Source organism: Mycobacterium kubicae (assembly GCF_015689175.1).
Classification (GTDB): Bacteria; Actinomycetota; Actinomycetes; order Mycobacteriales; family Mycobacteriaceae; genus Mycobacterium; species Mycobacterium kubicae.
This window is the reverse complement of record NZ_CP065047.1, coordinates 3,435,394-3,453,520: the sequence shown is the minus strand read 5'-3', so window position 1 is coordinate 3,453,520 and position 18,127 is coordinate 3,435,394. Positions and strand designations below refer to the sequence as shown.

Here is an 18,127-nt window from a genome sequence, read left to right as displayed (position 1 = left end):
CAACGACCGCACCCGCGCGATCGTTCACGGACAGGTCACGCGAACCTCGAAATGCAGGTCCCGCATGCCTGTCACGTTGGGCTCAGAGCCTTTGCCGGATCCGGTGACCGTGTAACTCTTCCCGCTCTTCGTCGCCTGCACCTTGCTGGACGATTCGAGCGGCTGATAGGGGATCCGGTAGACATCCGCATCTACGGTGACCGTCACCGAAAAGCCGTTCAGCCCGAGCGGTGTGGTGTCCGAGAGCGACAGCAATTCCTCGGCTGCTCCATCGCTCGCCGTGATGTGCGTGGTCCGGCTCCCCGACTGGGGCGGTGTCGCATTGGGATTGGCCGACTCCGTCTCGCACTCGATTCCGCTGGTAATGGTGTGCTTGTGCCCCTCGATCGTGATGTCGGCAGCGGCGGGCTTCGACACGGCATGCCCCGAGCAGGCAGACAGCCCCAGCACCAGCGCGGCAGCCAAAAGCGCGGTCGTCACATGGTTCGTCATGGGAATCGTCACGACCATGCTTCCCAACTAATCATGCTTCGCAGAGGCCCGCAAAACAGCGGACGCACCGCCTGCGATCGCCACCGTCGTTCAAGGAGCGGGGCCAGGGCTTCTGTGGTGCCCAACGGGTCGGCGTCCAGATAGACGACGGTGATGTAGTGCAGGTCGGTGCGCCACCCGCGCGGTGCGGGTTGCCACGCGGTGCTGGTACCGAACATCCACGCGCCGGCCGTGCCGGAGGTCGCCAAAAGGGCCGGATAATGTTCGGCGCGCAGCCATTCCAGCCACTGGTCGGGCCGACCGTCGCTGGGCTCTTCGACGATCAGCAGGATGCCGCGATGAGGACGAAACGGCACCACCTCGGCGGAGATGAGCGCCCTGGGCGCAGCGTGCCACTGCAGTAGCCGCAGACCGCAAACTTGCAGTAATGGTCGTGCAACAGGAAAGCGGCCGTTTTCCCATAGCTCACGGCCCAACGTCACGAAGTCGTCGAACGTCTGCTGGACGGGGTCGCGAACGAGGTAGTGCACGGCATTGCCGATGTCGGCGAGTGGCCCGTCTCCCGCCAATCGATGATCGGGGTAGTCACCGTCTGCGATCCATCGCAACCCATGCACGATCCCGGGTAGTTGGTACTGCTCGGGCATGTGGTCAAGCAGGTGCCAGCGCAGGTAACTGCCGTCGTCGCCGAGTGGTGTTGGTGCGGTGAAACTGAATATGCCTGCCTTGACGGGAATCATAGGCGGATCGAACGGGAGGGCTTTGCGATAGCGGAGCTCATCGCGATAGATTCTAACAATGCTCGGATTGATTCGAACGTAGATCGAATGACATCCTCGGTGCGCCGCGCCTACGGGGAACTCGACCGCACACAGGTGGTGGCGGCGCTGCGGACGTTGGCGGGACGTGTCGGCGTACAGCAGGTGACGATGCGCGAGCTTGCGGCCGAACTGGGTGCGGCGGTGCCCTCGGTGTACTACCACGTCCCGGGCAAGCAGGCCGCCCTCGATCTGCTCGCCGACTCCGTGCTCGCCGACATCCCCGTTCCGGAAGCCGGGGCTTGGGATGCACGGATCAGCGAGCTCTATTGCGGAGCACGAGAGGTCATGCTGGATGTTCCGGGTATCGCGGCGGTCTTGCAGGCGAGCCCAGCTGGTGAACGGGCTCGCCGTCTCGACCGGGTCAGTCGCGGCCTGCTGGCCGAAGCGGGATTGACCAGACGTGTTGTCGCCGCAGCACATACGGTTTTGTACACCTACCTGCTCGGGTCGGTGAGCCTGGAGGAATCGCGCGGCAAACGTCAGGCCGCCTCCCGCTTCCGAGCGGGTTTGGACGTCATCATCGCCGGAATCAAAGCATCTGTGGAGGACCAATGAGCATGCCCCTGCTGGGACCACTGGTGGTGGAGAACCAACGAACCTCCCTCGACCGGGATGCCGCGACGGTCTTCGACCCCGACACCTACGTCCAGGGCGCGCCGTTCGACGCGCTGGCGAGGCTGCGGGCCGAATCACCAGTGCACCCGGTTCAGCTCAGCGGCTTGCCGCATGCGTGGTTATTGACTCGGCATGCCGACGTGCGCCTGGTCAGCCGCGACACCGACACGTTCTCCAGCCGCAAAGGCAACACCTTGGTTGAGGCGGAGGCGGGACCGACGTCGGCCATGCTGCCCGGGATTGATCCGCCGCGTCACGTGCATTACCGCAAGCTGATCAACCAAGGTTTCACGGTCCGCAACGTGCAACGGCTCGAACCGAAGATGCGCCAAGTGGCGCGCGACATCGTGGCTACCATCACCGAGAAAGGTGAATTCGACGCGGTAATCGATATTTCCGCGGAAATGTCGCTTCAGGTCATTGCCGATGTGCTCGGTGTCCCCGCCGAAGACCGGCTGGACGTGTTCCGGTGGAGCAACGCCATCGGCAGCTTGGGCATCGAAGATCCTGACTACGCTCCCACGCCCGAGGCACTCGGGCAGGCCGCCGCAGAGATGTTCGCGTACTGCAACAAGCTGGTAGATCAGCGCCGCAGCGATGGGCTGACCGATGACATTTTGTCGGCGTTGCTCGCTGCGGAGGTCGACGGCGAGAAGTTGAACCGCGACCAGCTCAACGAGTTCTTTCTGCTGCTGGCGATCGCGGGCAACGAGACAACTCGAAACACGTTGAGCCACGGCATACTTGCGTTGTCGGAGCACCCAGAACAACAGCAGTTGCTGGCCCGTGATCCCGGTGCGATCAAGCCGGCGGTCGAGGAACTGCTGCGCTGGGCCACCCCGGTGATGCACTTTCGCCGCACCGTCACATCGGACGTCGAAATCCGCGGGCAGCACATCCCGGCCGGCGATTGGGTGCTCATCCACTACCTCTCGGCCAACCGCGACGAAGAAGTATTCGACCGGCCCGACGAATTCGACGTCACCCGTGCGGATGCAGGTCATGCCGCGTTCGGCGGCGGGGGAGTGCACTTCTGTCTCGGAGCTCAGCTGGCCCGGCTGGAACTACGGGTCATGCTCGAAGAGCTTTACTCCCACGTGCCCGGTCTGAAGGTCACCGGACCGCCCGACCGGCTGCGGTCCTCGTTCTTCCACGGAATCAAGCGATTGCCGTGCACCACCGGCTGACTACCGGCGCGGCGCACCGAACCAGCGTCGTAGCGACGTATGCAGGGCAGCCTGTTGGGTGGCACCGAATGTGTCTGTCGCCCAAGCGATGTATCCGTCGGGTCTGATCAACATCGCGGTGGCCGGCCCGTCGGTGATACCGGCGCAGACGACTTCGACGCGGTGCGTCCACCCTTTGGCGGCGGCCGCCACCGTGCCGCCGGTTAGATCAAGCAACACGGGACGGGCGTCGTGGAGCAGTTCGGCGACCCGCCGGCCGTCGTCGAGCGTCAAGTCAGGTACCAGATGGCCGGAAAGTGGATGGTCGTCGCCCATGTCGTAACGGACATCGGAGCCGGCCAGCAGGGCCGCCATGCGCTGCGCCACTTCCGGGAGGGTGAACAGTTCACCCAAAAGCATTCGCAGCGCGCCGACTTCGGGTCCCGGCGCAACGAGCGCAATTTGCGCCATGGAATGCATCATGACGCGTTGGCCGACCGGAAAGCGTTCGGCCTCATAAGTGTCGAGCAGCCCGGCCGGTGCCCAGCCGTTGATCTGGGCGGCAAGCTTCCACCCTAGGTTGGTGGCGTCCTGCAGGCCTAAGTTCAGGCCCGGACCGCCCATCGCGCTGTGGACGTGAGCGGCGTCGCCGAGCAACAGAACTCGGCCTTCGCGGTAACGCTCAGCGAGCCGGGTGTTCTGGCCGTTGATGCGCCGAAGTGCGTGCGGCCCTTCACCTGTGGGCTCCTCGAACGGGAAGTCAACGCCGAGCAGGCGGTGAGCGCTCGCTCGCAATTCATCGAGCGTCATCGGCTTTTCCTGGACGGGAGGCTGAAACTCTATGGTGCCAAACAGGAATCGTTCTGGCTCGAACTGGGCCAGGATCACTGCGCCGCCGTCCACGCGGGTGTGACCGTAACGAAGACGGCCGTACCCGGGAACAGCAACCGTCCCGTCCTCCTTGCGCAACCGCTCAGGGATGCTCACGTGGGCAAGGCGGCTGACGGTGTCGGCGGTGTGGCCGGGAAAGCCGATGCCAAGCGTCTTACGGACCAGGCTGCGGGCGCCGTCGGCGCCCACCAGGTAATCGGTGCTCAGGCCGTACCCGCCGTCGGGCGAATTAACCGTCAGCTGAACCGATTCCGAATACGGCTGCAGCGCGGTCAGCCCGTGTCCCCAACGCAGATCCACGCCAAGGTCGCGTGCCCGCTTCTCGAGCAACCGAACCAACCGAGGCTGGGGCATGAGCATCGCGTACATCGGGTTGTCCGGCACATCGAAGAAGTTCAGCGGCATCGCGGCGAACATCCAACCAAATGATGGCGTCGGCGGTTCGTTGTCGCCGGTGAAGGCCTGATACAAGCCGCGCTGGTCAAGCATCCGCACCACTTGTCCGACGAGGCCGTTGGCTTTGGGCTCCAAGCTGGGCCCCGGCAGACTGTCGAGCACGACGGGCCTAACACCGGCCAGGGCAAGCTCACAGGCCAGCATCAGCCCATTGGGTCCCGCACCCGATATGACGACTGGGGCATGTTGGTCAGTCATGTTGTGTCTCCTGCACTTCGGCGGGTACCGGCAGGCCGTCGGCCACGGCGGCGAAGCCCTGGTGGATCAAAGTCGTGATCGCGACCGGCGGATCGGCCGCCGCATAGGCATCCATTGCGGCGTCACCGATGGCGCGGACGACCGCCACCACCAGGCGCGGGTACAGGTCATGGTCGGGATCGGTACCGGTGCGTTCGGCGATCACCTCGAGCCATTCGTCGAAGAGCGCCCTGGGGACGGCGCTGCGAACCGGTGGACTCATCAGCATCTTCCGTACCTCGGCGAGTTCCTGACGGGTCGGCACCCGGTTCTCGTCGCCATGGAAATCGCCGAAGTCTTCGGCCAAGGGCGTGAGCACGGCACGTTCGATCGACGTCCACAGCGGTTCATCGGTGGGGCGGCACCGCAGCTCGGCGATGCTACGCCGCATGCGTTCGGTCTGCCGGTAGGCCAGCGCCTCGTACTTGCCGGTGAAGTAGTTGTTGAAGGTACGCAGGGAGACCCCCGCCATATTCGCGATGTCCTCGCGCGTGACGTTGTCCAGACCGCGGTCAAACGCCAGACGCAGCGCGGCGTCGCTGAGTGCCCGCCTGGTGTCGGCTTTCTTGCGTTCCCGCAGTCCAGCGCTGGTCATGACGGCCAGCCTACGCCCAATTTTGCCCGGTGGGCAAAATTGCTCAGCGGGCAAACAATGTTTATTCGACGTCGGCCGGGCCGAGCAGGCGCACTTCTTCCAGATCCAGCGCTGCCTGCAACTCGCGCAGGACGATGTCGTCGATGCGGCGTTGGTCGCGAAGTTCGGTGATGGCCCTGCGCTTGTGTTCGAGAACCCCTAAATGAACTTGCCGGATCAAATCACCCGCCTCGGCGATGTGGTTGTTCTCCGGAGTCGTCTCGGCGCTGGCTTCGACGATCATGGCGTGTTCTTCGTATTCCTTCTGCAAGCGATTCATCAATTTCTGGCTGACACCAAGTTCACGAGCGACCACTGGCAAGGCTTCCAGCGCCGCTTCGGCGCCGCGGATCCGAGCCAGTTGGAGTTCGTCAGCCTTGGCCACGTCTTCGGGCAGCCGGGCCCACCGCACGACGAGGGGCAACGTGATGCCTTGCACCAGCACGGTTACCAAAATCACCACGGACACGACGTAGATGATCAGGCTGCGGTCGGGAAACCGGGCCCCGGTGTGCGTCTCCAGCGGCACAGCGATCGCTGCGGCCAGCGACACGGCGCCACGGAAGCCTGCCCAACTGGTCACACAGCGCTGACGAAAGGCGACGTGCTTGGTCGGACGTCCCAGGGTCTTGTCGACGACCCGACCCAGGATCGTGGTGAATTCCACCCACGCAAACCGCGTCACGATCACCGCACCGGCGACGGCAAGCGCCAAGTAGGTGGCGCGGCGTATCCCGCCGTTGACGTCGGCGATCCCGTGCAGTGCGTTGGGTATCTGGACGCCGACGAACACCCACAGCGAGCCGTTGAGCAGGAAGGTGGTGATGTCCCAGAACGCGAAGGACTGCAGGCGGGACCGAGCCCGGATGACCCGGGGGCTGACGTAGGTGATCACCAACGCCGACACCAGCACCGCGACCACACCGCTGCTGTGAATCAATTCCGCGAGCAGGAACGCCGCAAACGGCGTCAGGAGGCTTAGTGCTCCCTCCTCGAGCGGCGCGTCGATTCTGCGGCGGATCAACGTGACCACGGCGCCGACCGCCAGGCCGGCGGCGATCCCGCCGAGATAGGAGTAGATGAAGCGGCCGGTGAGTGCGGCCGGGCTGACCGCAGAGCCACCCACCGCGACGGAGACGGTAACGCCGAACAAGACCAATGCGGTGCCGTCGTTGATGAGGCTCTCGCCGCGCAGCACCGTCAGCGCCCGGCGAGGCAGCTTTTTCGCCAGCCCGGCCACGGCGGCCGCGTCGGTCGGGGACAGCACTGCGCCCAGTACCGCGGCCGCATGTGACTCCATGCCCAGCGCTCGCGCCGTCCAGGACACCGCGAGCGCGGTGACGATGACAAGGCCGATGCTGGTCATCGCAATGACACGCAGGTTGGCCCGCATTTCGCGGAAGCTGGTGTTCAGACTTTCCCAATACAGGATTGCAGGCAGGAACAGCAGCAGGACGAGCTCGCCGTCGATGTGCACATGGCTGAAACGAGGAATCAAGCCCAGCAAGGCGCCCAGGAAGATCAGCAAAACCGGCGGACCGACGCGATAGCGCCGGCCCAAAATCGTCCCCACGATGACCGTGGTGACCAGGGCGACAATGAGGACGAGCGAAAACACCAGCCCATCCTTGCCTATGCCCCTCGGGCTCGTCGCGGCGAGTTAGGAACAGTCGCAACAGTCTCCGCAGTCGCAGCAACTGTCGCAGCAGCAATCACACGAGCAGTCGCAGCAACAGACATCGAAGCAGCCGTTTATGAAGCCTTCTTTTTTAGCTGCGGGTTGGGGCGGGACTTCGCCGGGAGCCCCCGGGTAGGAGCCCATCGGCTGGTTGCCGAAGTTAATGCCTTCTTGCTGTCCGTGCGGCGTTCCGTAGTCACCCGGGTAGCTGTTGCGGAAGGTGCGGTTGACCGCGCGGCGCACTTCGCGGGTCAGCAGCCGCCGCGCCAGGCGGTCGTCGGTGAAGTTCACTTCCGCCAGCGCCAATTCGATGCCGAGCACCGCGTCGTCGCACAGGGTCCGCACTTCCGCTATGGAAGTGCCCGTGGCTGCCAACGGGTTCCATTTTCCGCGGGCCACGTCGTCGTGGTAGTCCTCGACCGCGTCGAGCAGGTGCGCCACCCTCCCGAATAACTGCCCGACCTCGCGCAGCGGCGCCGCATTCTCCGGACGACCGGCCAGGACGGCGGTGTGCGAGAAGGCGGCGGCGACGGCCGTCTCGGTCGGTTCGGTCACGTTAAGCAGCGAGCTGCCGGGGCCGGCGGTCGCCTCTAGTTCGGCTTGGCGGTCCATGGCGGCAACCAGTACGCCGGTGTCGAAGCCAAGGGTGTGTCCGGCGTCGGTGCCCTGACGTACCCAACGTTCGGCGACACGGCGCGCGGCCGGTCGCACTCCGACGGCACCGACGAGGCCGTCGCGGTCGTCGACGTGGTCGCGGACCCGTGCTGCGGCCAGGGCTAGCGAGACCACGGCGGCCAGACGCACGCTGTCGCCGGTCGCGACGTCGGCCCGCCGCATGCGCCGTAGCGGGCAGCGGCCGGCGGTACGTCTGGAAGCTTGTGCTTCGGATTGCGCCTCGACTAGGAGCGAGACGACCAGCCCGTCGTAGTTCGTCGCGATGCGAGCCACTTGGCCGTAGTCGTCGCGCAACGCCAGGCAAAGCCCGCACAGCTGGGCGCGCCAGGCGTCCGCGAGTTCGCCGCCGAGTCGGTGCCGGCAGGGCCGGATGATGCCAAACACGCATGGAAAGCTACCGGACCAAGTGGGGAAGTGTGCTCATATTCGTGCTCGTGGCGCGGGCGCGGTGCTTGTCCGGCCGCCGGCGGTGCAGCGCGATATGGATGAATTTTGTTGCGCGGCAGAAAGATTGCCTTCGCTGGCGAGGGGGGCCTTGTTGAGGCGGCTATCGTATCCTGCATGAGACTCAAGTTGCTGGTGGTGACCCTCGCCATGCTGCTAGCGGCGGTAGTGGGTTGTTCCAGAGGCAATGTCCCGTCGAGCAAGACGATTGACGTCTCGATCGACGAGGTGATGAATCAAAGCGCCGTCACCCGCGAAGAGACACTGTTGGTGGGCAACACGCTGAGGGTGTCGTTGGGGTCCAACCACACGACACCGTTCCGGTGGACCGCTGAAGCCAAGATCGGTGACCCGACGATCCTGAAGCAGACCAGTCACGAGTACCAAGCGCCGAACACGAATCGGATGGGAGCGCCCGGTAACGACGTCTGGACCTTCGTCATGTTGAAGCCGGGGACGACGACCATTGTCGCCAACTACGCCAGCATTGTGGGCGCCGATACCACACCCGCATGCACATTCACTGCGAAAGTGACTGTGCGATAAGGGAATGAGCGCGTGCAGGTGAGGCATGTATCCGGTCGGTGATGCGCGCGGGTAGCCAGCCCGGTGCCATTCCACGCAGCCCGGCCGTAATTCCCGGGCACAAAGCCGTCACGGTGACACCCGAGCCGCGGGTCTCCGCCCGCAACGCTTGGCTCAGTGACAACACGAACGCCTTGGGTGCCCCGTAGGTGGACTGGTAGGGGCCGGGTCGAAACGCAATGCTAGACGCGACATTTAGACTTCCGCCGCCACCGCGAGCCAGCATGCCCGGAAGTACCGCATCGGTCAGCCGTATAAGCGCATCAACGTTGACTCCCATCAATTCGTGCTCGCGCTCGGCGTCTGATTCGGCGAAGGAACCGTAGGTTCCGATGCCGGCTATGTTGTTGATGAGCAGACATATTCGCGGGCCACGTGGCGACCCGGTATGGCCATGGCGTGACTGAACAGGCCGATCGCGCCCCCGAGCATCGGCCAGATCGGCCAGAAGTACCAAGCGCCGCTCGTCACGGCGACCGCTGCCCAGACGGTGAGGACTGTCGCCACCATGGCGAGGTATCCGCCGAGGTGAATCCGCACGCCACGCCGAGCGGCGGCGACGCGGGCGGCGCGGCGCCGTGGATCGGCCCTTCGGATCCGGTCCACCGGCAGGTCATTGAGCAGTTCTTGGAGTTCTGCCCGGGTGTGCGTCTGGAATACGCGCTGCACGCGCTGGTCGTACTCGTCCATCTGTAGGTAGCCCTGCGCGAGTGCGAGGCCGAGGACGGCGGCGGTCCGCTGTCGGTCGCCGTCACCCGCTCGACTTGAGTGAGACGCGACGCTTGATGACTGTCTCATTCTCAGTTCCCCTTCCTGATGTGAATAGCATTAACATAACGCCAGATGTTAATATCGTCAACATGCAACAGGTGCGGTCCGGGCCAAACCGTCGGGACAGCTACCACCACGGTGATCTCAAGCGGGCACTCACCAACGCCGCGCTAGCTCTGGTGGCCGAGAAGGGGCCTAAAGGCTTCACCTTGACCGAGGCCGCACGCCGCGCCGGCGTCAGCGCCGCGGCGCCCTACCGACACTTCGCCGATCGGGCGGAACTGCTGGCCACCGTTGCCGAACAGGGCTTTCGCGATCTGCACGCCGAACTGAGTGCCGCAGGCCGGGACGCGTCTGAGCCGAAGCGCCGGGTCATGGAACTCGGCCGCGCCTATGTGCGCTGGGCGATCACTCATCCCGACCATTACCGCGTTATGTTCGGTGCCGAGATCATCAAAGCGGGGTACCCGAGTTTGGAAGTCGCTGCGGAGGAGGCCTTCGGGGATCTGCTGGATGCCATTCGCAGTTGTCAGCAGGCCGAAGGTTCTCAAGACCAAGACCCTCGCGAGGTCGCTGCACCGCTCTGGTCGCTGGTGCACGGTATCGCCTCGTTGGCCATCGGCGGTGAGCTGCGCGGTGTCGGCATCGACCAGGACCCGGAGGCCATGCTCGCCGGCGTCGTAGGTCAGCTGCTGGATATTGGGTGAACTGGCGCACCGACGCGTTAAGTGAATGCCGCATGCGGGAACCCTGCTGTGGCCCGTCGTCAAGGAGGAATCGCCATGTCGTCGCCGTACCGGGGCCCGCGACTCGGTACCCGGTTCGGACCCTATGAACTGCGATCACTGATCGGTGAGGGCGCAATGGGCCAGGTGTACCGGGCCTACGACACGACCAAGGATCGGGAGGTTGCGCTCAAGCTCCTGCGCACCGAGCTGGCCACGGATCCGTCCTTCCAGAAGCGCTTTCGGCGAGAGTCGCAATTGGCGGCGCGGCTACAGGAGCCGCACGTCATCCCGGTGCACGACTTCGGGCAGATCGACGGAGTGCTCTTCATTGATATGCGTCTGGTCAATGGCGCCAGCTTGAAGGAGCTGCTTCGCGAGCGTGGCGAGCTGGAACCGCGGGAGGCGGCGTCGATCATCGCGCAGGTGGCGGCGGCGCTGGACGCCGCGCACGCCGATGGGCTGGTGCACCGCGACGTCAAGCCGGAGAACGTGCTGCTCACCCGTAACAACTTCGCGTATCTGGTCGACTTCGGCATCGCGCACGGCCGTGGCGATGCCGGCATGACGGCGAACGGATTGGTCATCGGATCGTGTGCCTACATGGCACCCGAGCGGTTCAACGGCGGCCGTGTTGGTCCGCATACCGACGTGTATTCACTGGCCTGCGTGCTCTACGAGTGCCTTACCGGGCGACCGCCGTTCGACGGTGAGGACCTGCAAGAGCTGATCAGCGCGCACATGTTCGTGCCTCCGCCGCGGCCGAGCATCATGCGCCGGGGAATCGACCGGTCTTTCGACCAGGTGATCGCCCGAGGTATGGCCAAACAGCCTGGCGCACGGTACATTTCGGCAGGCGAATTGGCCAGAGCGGCCACCGCGGCCGCCTCGCCTGGTCTGGCGCCGTCCGAACCCACCGGGCCATCGGGCACTCGACCGTTCGAGGTGTCCTACCCGAACCCCGAAGACACCGGCTTCACCCCGTATGCGCCGCCACCTCCGCCTGCCCGTGCTGCTGTGCCGCCTCGTCGGGTGGGGCGGACCCCAGTTGTGGTCGGCGCGTTCGCGGGCCTGATGCTGATCGTCGCGGCGATCCTGGGAGGCATTCTGGCGTTCGGCAACAAAGGTGGGTCACCGGCGCAGCCGTCTGCCGCGGGATCGCCCTCGGTGCCTACGTCGGTTACGCGGACACCCTCGCTGTCGGGTTCGGTGCAGGGCGCCGACGGGCTCGGTTTCGTCGGGCACACCGCGCGGTGTTCGCCGGGTAATCCGCCCGCCGCGGTATTGCGAACGGCGCAGTCCCTGGTGGTGGTATGTCAGACCGGAGACGGTGGCTTGTATTACCGGGGTGAGCGGATCCGCGACGGCGCGAACATCGAGCTGTCCAACACTGTGCGCTCTGCGGACGGGTTCGTTGCGACCAATCCCGACAACGGGGTTCGCTACGAAATCGGTCCACAGCGGCTGACGATCTTGAGCAACGGTCATGTGGATTCGGCGGAGCCGGTGCTGCAGTACGCGACGGCTCGTTAGGCCGGGGTGAAGGTGACCGGCAGTTGAGCCAGCCCGGTCATGCTCGGGTTGCCGAGGTATTGGTGAACCCCGGCTTCGTCGACGCGGTAATCGGGGATGCGGTCGAGGACCGCCTTGACCATGACCTGGGACATCAGGCGCGCCAGATGCGAGCCGATGCAGCGATGCGGCCCGAGTCCGAACGCGACGTGGCGATTGGGGGAGCGGTCGAGGACGATCCCGTCGGGGTTGTCGAATTCGTGCGGGTCGTGATTGGCGCCAAGCCAGCTGATGACGACTTTGTCGTTGCGCCTTAGCTTTTGGCCGTTGACTTCGATGTCGTTCGTGACCGTCCTGCTGAGTTGCTGGTTGACGGAGAAGTAGCGCAGGAATTCGTCGGTGGCGGTGCGGTAGAGCTCCGGGTGGTCAATCAGTTGTTGTCTCAGGTGCGGGTGAGTTCCAATGTGTAGAAGCGTCAGCGCGATTTGTGACGTGGTGGTGTCGACACCGCCGGCGACCAGGTTCCAGATGATGTTGAGCAGTTGTTCGTCGGTCAGGCGTTGCCCCTCGAACTCGAATTGCAGCAGAAAGCTAGTCAGGTCGTTGTCGGGCTTAGCCTTTCGAGCGGCCGCGAAGTCGAGGACACCTTGCATCATGGCGGGCACTTCGGCGAGGGCTGCGGCGTACTCCGGGCGATCCTGCGGGACGGCCATGACGGAGTGGAAGAGGTTGGCGTACAAGTGCCAATTGTCGTAGGGCAGGCCCATCAGTTTCATGGTGAGGATGGCCGGGACCGGGCTGGCGTAGTCAAGGACCAAATCCATGTGCCCGGCGGTGATGTGCATGTCGAGAAATTCATGGGCTTTGTCTTCCATGAACGGCTTGAGCCGTTGCACGGCGCCGGGGGAGAAGAACGGGGCTAAGGCGTGGCGGAGGGCCTGATGGTAGGGGCCGTCGACTTCGCCGATGCCTAGGGCGGGGTGGCCTTCCGGGCGCGGGACTCCCATCTCGCCTTGGTAGTCGATGCCGTCGGCGGAGTCGGGTTCATATTTGTGCGCGAAAGTGACGCCATCCCGGGCGCATTGGCTGACAGCGTCATAGCTACTGAGGAACCAGAATCCGCCGTAGTTTTCGTTCCAGGCGACAGGGCACTTGGCGCGCAGTTCGGCGTTGATGGCCACTTCGTTGAGATTGAATTCGTCGGAGTGATGGTCGAAGGTGACGATGGCGTCGGAGGGGATGTCGGGGCGGGTGGGCATCGCAGGGCGAACCTTCCGAACGGTAGCGTCGTCGGTGCTTATCTACACTATCTTTGCATAGACAGTCCTGGGCCGGCACGGAGAACCGGAGCTCGGGCTCACCGCGTTCGGCATCACGAGGAAGCGCTGATGACTCCTACCCGAGCAACGTTCAATCACGTGGGGCTGTGCGTGAGCGACCGTAGGCGATCGCGCCGCTTCTACGAGGGACTGCTCGGGTTTCGGTTCTGGTGGGAACTCGACGCGCCAGACGACGGTACTGACCGACTCTTGCAGTTGGCGAAGCCGGTCGGGTTGCATGCCACCTACCTAGTTCTCGATGGCTTGGTGCTAGAGCTCCTGGACTACTCGGGGCGCAAAGTGCACGAAGCCGGGGAGCGAGTTATGGATCAGGTCGGCCTGACCCACATCTCTTTGTCGGTGTCTGATCTGACCGGCGTGCTGGCCAAGGTCGCCGAGTTCGGAGGCGAGGTGATCGATGGAACTGTGTCGGAACAGTCGGCGATGATTCGCGATCCCGACGGTCAGTTCCTCGAGTTGCTTTCGGACGCTTGACTCGCGGCGTTGCCCCGCCGGCCCATAACCGACTAGTGCCTCGGAGCCGAACTCGAGTGGCCCTCATTTCTTTTTCAGCGCCACAATCTGATTGTTGCGACCCCCGACATATACGGTGCCGACGTTGTCCACCGCCAACCCCCAGGGATTGTCCAGCCCGGTGAAGTGCAACTCCTCCTGCGTCGAAGAGCCGGCCGGCAGCTTCAGCGTCCGACTGTTCCCGGTGTCGGTGACATACACGGTGCCCTGGCTGTCCAGCGTGACACCGCCAGGCTGCTTAAGACCGGTAAACGGCAGCGCCACTTGCTTTTTGGTGTCGGTGGGCAACATCAGTACGCGGTTGTTGCCGCCGTCGGACACGTACACCGTCCCGGTGCTGCTCACTACCAGACCGGTCGGAGCGGTGAGCCCGGTGAACGGAACCTCCGTTTGCGTGTTGGAACCGGCGGCAAGCGCGACCACGCGATTCTTGGCCGTGTCGGTGACGTAGACGGTCCGGCTGCCGTCCACCGACAGACCGGTCGGATTGCCCAGATCGGTGAACGCCAGGACTTCCTGGTTTCGCGAGCCGGAGCGCAGCACCAATACTCGCTTGTTGCCGGCGTCGTTGACGTAGACCGTGCCGGTGTTGTCCGCCGTCACACCGGTCGGATAGTTGAGACCATTGAACGGCAGGACAGCCGGGGTGGTAGAACCGGCGAACAAAGCCAGGATCCGATCGCGCGGGGTGTCGGCGACGTAGACGGTGCCGGCACTGTCCACCGACAGACCCTGTGGGTCACGCAGACCGGTGAAGGGCAGCGTCACCTGCACGGTGTCATCACCCTTCTTCGCGGGCTCGCTGAAGACGGTCATGGCCCCCACCGTTGCCGCCACAATGAGCAGCACCGTCGCGGCGATGAGGACGGTCTTGCGACGCCACCATGGCCGCGCCGGGGGCAAGGTGACCGGCGGTCCCGTAGTAGGTCCCTGCCCGGGCCCTGAGTACGCGGGCGCCGGCCGAGCGACCGTGGTTGGGCCGGCAGTGCGCTGCGGCGGCGGAAATTGCGGGTGTTCGCGGCTGATGGGCCCGGAAGGGGGATTCATCGGGTTGGGACCCGTCCACTGCTGCGGGCCCGGCGCGTGCACAGGAGGGGTGTTGAGGGCCTCAGTTGCGGCGCGCGCCAACTCCACCGCAGTCCCGTAGCGATCGTTGGGGTTCTTGGCCATCCCTTTTCCGATGACCATGTCGAATCCCCCGGGCAGCCCGGCGACGACGTTCGACGGGCGCGGCGGGGCAGACGTCAGATGGCTGGTGACCTGTTGGCCCAGACTGTCGCCGGGGAAAGGATGCTGTGCGGTCAAGCATTCGTACAGCACACAGGCCAGCGAGTAGATGTCCGAGCGCGCGTCGATCTGTTCGGTGCTGAACCGTTCCGGCGCCATGTAATGGGCGGTTCCGATCACAGAGCCTGTCGCTGTCAAGCCGGCTTCCCCTGGGGCACGGGCGATTCCGAAATCGATCAGGTATGCGAAGTCGTCGTCGCCGATCAAGATGTTGGACGGCTTCACATCTCGGTGCAACAGCCCGTCGCGGTGTGCGGCATGCAGTGCCCTGGCCACCTGCTCGATGATGCGCACCGCCCGCGCCGGCGGCAGCGCCCCCTCTCTCAGCACTGACTGCAGGTCGCGGCCCTCGATCAACCGCATGTCCACGAACAGCCGCCCGTTGATCTCGCCGTAGGTGTGGATCGGGATGACGTGCGGGCTGCTCAACCGCCCAGCCGCGTGCGCTTCGCGACGGAACCGCTGCTGGAACACGTCGTCGTGGGAAATCTCAGCCGGCAGAATCTTGAGCGCCACGACCCGGTCGGTGGTGCTGTCGTAAGCCCGCCAAACCTCACCCATGCCGCCACGGCCCAGCAACCCGATCAGCCGGTACTTCCCGAACAAAGTTCCGTCCAACGAGCCCTCCTAAGCCCAACTGGCCCGACCATAGCGCGACACCGTCACAGGCCTCCGCGATTCGATCGTTACAGCGCCTCGTAATCGATAGAACCACACACTTGAGCTGTGCACGAGGGCGTCAGTCGGTCCGAGATTGCCCCAGGCAGGGCCTGGTGGCCGGAACACCCGAGGGGTGTGGGTCTTTGGGATCGGTAGCTGCCCAGCAGTCGTTAACTGGCGATCGAGCATGCAGGTGGAGGGAGCGGCCGATTAACACGACGATGCCTCGCTTCCTGATGGCCGCAGCGCTTCTCGCGACGGCGATGACCGTGGCGTGCACGGTGACCCACTCGGGGACGCCGACGACCTCGTCGCGCGTGACGCCGACGGTGTCGGTCACGGCCGCACCAGCGCCGACGACCAGGGAGCAGCTTTGTGACGCCCAGACGTGGCCGCGTCCCATACCGGAGGTTGTTGGGCGGCTGTTCAATCAGGTCAATAACGATGGCGCACTGTGGTGTTGGCAAAACGTCCGCGGCGTGACGACCGACGGCCGGGACCCGAGTAGGGACAAGACCTATCGCGTCACCGCGGTGTCGCCGCCAGCGGGTACTCCGCTTGGACGCTTCGACCCGGTGACGGTTGATCTCAGTGAGGTTGTCGGCGCCCCGACGGCATTTCACCCGTGCGATTGGGTGACGCCAACAGAAGCCGCCGCCATCATGGGCGGGCCAGTCAGCGCCAAGCCCGACGGCGACGAGCCCGGATCCATCGACATCGGTTGCTATTACGACAAATCCGACGACGTGGGCGAGGGCGTGGAGACCGACCTGCGCCTGCCGGGCGCCTTCCCCGTCGATGCCCCATCCCAATTCGCCCTGGCCACAACTTCGACCAATGTCACCAACGTCGACGGCATGGGACTGCAGGCCGTCTGCGTGCATGAAGCGACCACCACGCCGCCGTCGACCACGTTGGTTGTTCTGTTGAGTGAGGGGCGGTTGTTCCGAGTGACCGAGGGTTACGCGTCCTGCGACAAATTAAGGCGGTTCGCGCGATTGGCGATCGGCCGCATCGGCGCCTAGTTGTAAGCAGTGCTGCCCGCGACGGGACGTGTTGTGCTGATGATCTTGGCGATGCAGTGGTCCCGATCAAAGCCCTGACCTCGGCACCACGCCAACGCGCCCGCCGAATCTTGAAAAGTGACGCCCACGACGGTAACCCAGAAATCCGGCGCGTTGAACGTCGACCAATCACCCGACCACAGCAACCGTGCCCCGTACCGCTGCCTGAGCCGCAAATGCTCCTGCAACGCCAGCGCGTTATCCCAGACCACACCCCCGTCGACCACGCCGGGCCGCTTGGCGCTCAACTGCGGAACCCACCGATCGGCCAGCCGGGTGGTTACGAAAGAGTGGTCACCGCTTGCGATCTGGCGCAGTTGCTGTTCGGCGTCTTGCCCCGCAGTTGTACTTGGCAGCGAAGCCGTTTCGGTCGTTGTGGGCGGCTCGCTCGGATATGTGGTTGGTGCGGCGGTGGGGTAGGACATCGTCGGTGACGTAGCGTTCGTGTCGGAGTCGCGGTTGGCCAGCGCGACGACCACGGCGACGGTTCCGAAGACCAGTGTCGCGGCGATCGCGGTCACGGCCCCCACAAGCAACCGGTTGGGTTTGCTCTCGTCCCGCGCGACCGGTGTAGGGCCCGTGGGCGGTTGCGCCGAAAAAGGCGGATAGCTCGGTGGACCTACCACCGGCTGCGGTGCCGAAAACGGATTGGTGGGATAGGGATCAGAGACGGCGCGTTTTGCTGCGCGGCCCAGCGCGCCGGCGCTGCCGTAACGGTCGTCGGGATGCTTGGCCATGCCGCGCGCGACGACAGCGTCAAGTGTCTGCGGCACTTGGGGATTGACCGCGCTTGGCCGGGGCGGCGGGGACGACATGTGGGCACCGATGACCTGCTCGAGCCGTTGACTGGGAAACGGGGTGCTGCCCGTCAAGGTCTCGAACAGCACGCAGGCGAGCGCGTAGATGTCCACCGCGGCTGTCGCCGGTTGTTCGTTGAATCGTTCCGGGGCCATGTATGCCCAGCTGCCGACGTGATATCCGGCCACCGTGAGATGGGTGTCGCCTTTGGCCTCGGCGATGCCGAAATCCACCAGGTACGCGAAATCATCCGGCGTCACAATGATGTTCTGCGGCTTGACGTCACGATGAATCAGCCCTTCACCATGAGCGGCGTCAAGAGCGGCCCCGACTTGGGCGATGATGTCGGTGGCTCGGTGTGTTTCCAGCGGACCAGATTTGAGCATGTCGTACAGAGTTCGACCACGCACCAATCGCATGTCGATGTAAAGGGTGCCGTCGATCTCACCCCAATCGTGGATCGGGATCACATGCGGTTCCTGAAGTACGGCCGCCGCACGAGACTCCCGCAAGAAGCGTGCCCGGAACGTCTCGTCCTGGGCGTACTGGTCGGTGAGCAACTTCAGCGCGACGGTTCTGCCCTTCTCGGAGTCGTAGGCCTCGTAGACCTCACCCATGCCGCCCTTGCCGAGCAGTCGGTTGATCCGGTACTTGCCGAATGTCCCGCCGACGCGTGTCGTCATGGCGATCCCTGCCTTCCTTGGCTAGGGCTTGAGGAGCAACTTGCGAAACCGTCTCTGATCTGCGGATTTACCCGAGCGGG

18 protein-coding genes are annotated in these 18,127 nt (G+C 64.6%); 7 read left to right on the top strand and 11 right to left on the bottom strand.

The annotated features are described in order from the left end of the window. Positions 1-24 precede the first annotated feature (24 nt). Together I2456_RS16270 and I2456_RS16265 are read right to left on the bottom strand one after the other, a co-directional pair. Positions 25-504, bottom strand: coding sequence for a lipoprotein LpqH (locus I2456_RS16270; protein WP_241007729.1), 480 nt, complete (start codon positions 502-504; stop codon positions 25-27). Further along, entirely contained in the window at positions 501-1,232 is a 732-nt protein-coding gene (locus I2456_RS16265; RefSeq protein WP_169717201.1) for a hypothetical protein, read from the bottom strand. The genes I2456_RS16270 and I2456_RS16265 overlap by 4 nt, the downstream gene beginning before the upstream one ends. 87 nt (positions 1,233-1,319) lie before the next feature. Here I2456_RS16265 and I2456_RS16260 point away from each other — a divergent pair, with 87 nt between their 5' ends. Beyond that, complete coding sequence (locus I2456_RS16260; protein ID WP_085074600.1) at positions 1,320-1,868, top strand: TetR/AcrR family transcriptional regulator; 549 nt, start codon at positions 1,320-1,322, stop codon at positions 1,866-1,868. Then, a complete protein-coding gene (locus tag I2456_RS16255) occupies positions 1,865-3,115 on the top strand; it encodes a cytochrome P450 (protein ID WP_085074599.1) in 1,251 nt (416 codons plus the stop codon). Before I2456_RS16260 ends, I2456_RS16255 begins: the two co-directional genes overlap by 4 nt. On the opposite strand, the gene I2456_RS16250 is transcribed toward I2456_RS16255, so the two are convergent. The 4 genes from I2456_RS16250 to I2456_RS16235 all read right to left on the bottom strand — a co-directional run bounded on the left by I2456_RS16250 (position 3,116) and on the right by I2456_RS16235 (position 8,049). Continuing rightward, entirely contained in the window at positions 3,116-4,639 is a 1,524-nt protein-coding gene (locus I2456_RS16250; RefSeq protein WP_085074598.1) for an FAD-dependent monooxygenase, read from the bottom strand. It abuts the gene before it with no gap. Then, positions 4,632-5,273 (bottom strand): TetR/AcrR family transcriptional regulator, encoded by a 642-nt coding sequence (locus tag I2456_RS16245; RefSeq protein WP_085074597.1) that lies wholly within the window; start codon positions 5,271-5,273, stop codon positions 4,632-4,634. The genes I2456_RS16250 and I2456_RS16245 overlap by 8 nt, the downstream gene beginning before the upstream one ends. A 61-nt stretch (positions 5,274-5,334) precedes the next feature. Continuing rightward, the gene (locus tag I2456_RS16240) at positions 5,335-6,930 is read right to left on the bottom strand and encodes a Na+/H+ antiporter (RefSeq protein ID WP_085074596.1); all 1,596 of its coding nucleotides are present in this window, start codon (positions 6,928-6,930) and stop codon (positions 5,335-5,337) included. Positions 6,931-6,972: 42 nt separating this feature from the next. Further along, positions 6,973-8,049 (bottom strand): DUF5685 family protein, encoded by a 1,077-nt coding sequence (locus I2456_RS16235; RefSeq protein ID WP_085074595.1) that lies wholly within the window; start codon positions 8,047-8,049, stop codon positions 6,973-6,975. A 177-nt stretch (positions 8,050-8,226) separates the two neighbouring features. Here I2456_RS16235 and I2456_RS16230 point away from each other — a divergent pair, with 177 nt between their 5' ends. Beyond that, entirely contained in the window at positions 8,227-8,655 is a 429-nt protein-coding gene (locus I2456_RS16230; protein ID WP_068027002.1) for a protease inhibitor I42 family protein, read from the top strand. On the opposite strand, the gene I2456_RS29145 is transcribed toward I2456_RS16230, so the two are convergent. Both I2456_RS29145 and I2456_RS16220 read right to left on the bottom strand, forming a co-directional pair. After that, the gene (locus I2456_RS29145; protein WP_205880175.1) at positions 8,630-9,151 is read right to left on the bottom strand and encodes an SDR family NAD(P)-dependent oxidoreductase; all 522 of its coding nucleotides are present in this window, start codon (positions 9,149-9,151) and stop codon (positions 8,630-8,632) included. The two genes, I2456_RS16230 and I2456_RS29145, sit on opposite strands and share 26 nt — an antisense overlap. After that, entirely contained in the window at positions 9,034-9,492 is a 459-nt protein-coding gene (locus I2456_RS16220) for a DUF1707 domain-containing protein (protein ID WP_085074593.1), read from the bottom strand. The genes I2456_RS29145 and I2456_RS16220 overlap by 118 nt, the downstream gene beginning before the upstream one ends. A 62-nt stretch (positions 9,493-9,554) precedes the next feature. On the opposite strand from I2456_RS16220, the gene I2456_RS16215 reads away from it, so the two are divergent. Then, positions 9,555-10,172 (top strand): TetR/AcrR family transcriptional regulator, encoded by a 618-nt coding sequence (locus I2456_RS16215; protein WP_085074592.1) that lies wholly within the window; start codon positions 9,555-9,557, stop codon positions 10,170-10,172. Between the two features lie 75 nt (positions 10,173-10,247). Then, complete coding sequence (locus tag I2456_RS16210; RefSeq protein ID WP_085074591.1) at positions 10,248-11,723, top strand: serine/threonine-protein kinase; 1,476 nt, start codon at positions 10,248-10,250, stop codon at positions 11,721-11,723. Here I2456_RS16210 and I2456_RS16205 read toward each other — a convergent pair. Then, positions 11,720-12,961 carry a cytochrome P450 gene (locus I2456_RS16205; RefSeq protein WP_085074590.1) on the bottom strand — a complete coding sequence of 414 codons (1,242 nt, stop codon included), beginning with the start codon at positions 12,959-12,961 and terminating at the stop codon, positions 11,720-11,722. The genes I2456_RS16210 and I2456_RS16205 overlap by 4 nt on opposite strands. A gap of 129 nt (positions 12,962-13,090) precedes the next feature. Between I2456_RS16205 and I2456_RS16200 the strand changes: the two genes are divergently transcribed. After that, positions 13,091-13,516 (top strand): VOC family protein, encoded by a 426-nt coding sequence (locus I2456_RS16200; RefSeq protein WP_085074589.1) that lies wholly within the window; start codon positions 13,091-13,093, stop codon positions 13,514-13,516. Between the two features lie 63 nt (positions 13,517-13,579). On the opposite strand, the gene I2456_RS16195 is transcribed toward I2456_RS16200, so the two are convergent. Next, positions 13,580-15,460 (bottom strand): serine/threonine-protein kinase PknD, encoded by a 1,881-nt coding sequence (locus I2456_RS16195; protein ID WP_085074588.1) that lies wholly within the window; start codon positions 15,458-15,460, stop codon positions 13,580-13,582. A 278-nt stretch (positions 15,461-15,738) separates the two neighbouring features. Here I2456_RS16195 and I2456_RS16190 point away from each other — a divergent pair, with 278 nt between their 5' ends. Continuing rightward, positions 15,739-16,527: a hypothetical protein gene (locus I2456_RS16190; protein ID WP_085074587.1), complete on the top strand. Its 789-nt coding sequence runs from the start codon at positions 15,739-15,741 to the stop codon at positions 16,525-16,527. Here I2456_RS16190 and I2456_RS16185 read toward each other — a convergent pair. Next, positions 16,524-18,047: a serine/threonine-protein kinase gene (locus I2456_RS16185; RefSeq protein ID WP_085074586.1), complete on the bottom strand. Its 1,524-nt coding sequence runs from the start codon at positions 18,045-18,047 to the stop codon at positions 16,524-16,526. The genes I2456_RS16190 and I2456_RS16185 overlap by 4 nt on opposite strands. Positions 18,048-18,127: the final 80 nt, after the last annotated feature.

Excerpts from the sequence above, each read along its gene's own strand:
- I2456_RS16250 (WP_085074598.1), bottom strand. The coding sequence starts at position 4,639 with ATGACTGACCAACATGCCCCAGTCGTCATATCGGGTGCGGGACCCAAT.
- I2456_RS16260 (WP_085074600.1), top strand. The coding sequence starts at position 1,320 with ATGACATCCTCGGTGCGCCGCGCCTACGGGGAACTCGACCGCACACAG.
- I2456_RS16245 (WP_085074597.1), bottom strand. The coding sequence starts at position 5,273 with ATGACCAGCGCTGGACTGCGGGAACGCAAGAAAGCCGACACCAGGCGG.
- I2456_RS16210 (WP_085074591.1), top strand. The coding sequence starts at position 10,248 with ATGTCGTCGCCGTACCGGGGCCCGCGACTCGGTACCCGGTTCGGACCC.
- I2456_RS16205 (WP_085074590.1), bottom strand. The coding sequence starts at position 12,961 with ATGCCCACCCGCCCCGACATCCCCTCCGACGCCATCGTCACCTTCGAC.
- I2456_RS16185 (WP_085074586.1), bottom strand. The coding sequence starts at position 18,047 with ATGACGACACGCGTCGGCGGGACATTCGGCAAGTACCGGATCAACCGA.
- I2456_RS16255 (WP_085074599.1), top strand. The coding sequence starts at position 1,865 with ATGAGCATGCCCCTGCTGGGACCACTGGTGGTGGAGAACCAACGAACC.
- I2456_RS16265 (WP_169717201.1), bottom strand. The coding sequence starts at position 1,232 with ATGATTCCCGTCAAGGCAGGCATATTCAGTTTCACCGCACCAACACCA.
- I2456_RS16190 (WP_085074587.1), top strand. The coding sequence starts at position 15,739 with ATGGCCGCAGCGCTTCTCGCGACGGCGATGACCGTGGCGTGCACGGTG.
- I2456_RS16215 (WP_085074592.1), top strand. The coding sequence starts at position 9,555 with ATGCAACAGGTGCGGTCCGGGCCAAACCGTCGGGACAGCTACCACCAC.
- I2456_RS16220 (WP_085074593.1), bottom strand. The coding sequence starts at position 9,492 with ATGAGACAGTCATCAAGCGTCGCGTCTCACTCAAGTCGAGCGGGTGAC.
- I2456_RS16230 (WP_068027002.1), top strand. The coding sequence starts at position 8,227 with ATGAGACTCAAGTTGCTGGTGGTGACCCTCGCCATGCTGCTAGCGGCG.
- I2456_RS16200 (WP_085074589.1), top strand. The coding sequence starts at position 13,091 with ATGACTCCTACCCGAGCAACGTTCAATCACGTGGGGCTGTGCGTGAGC.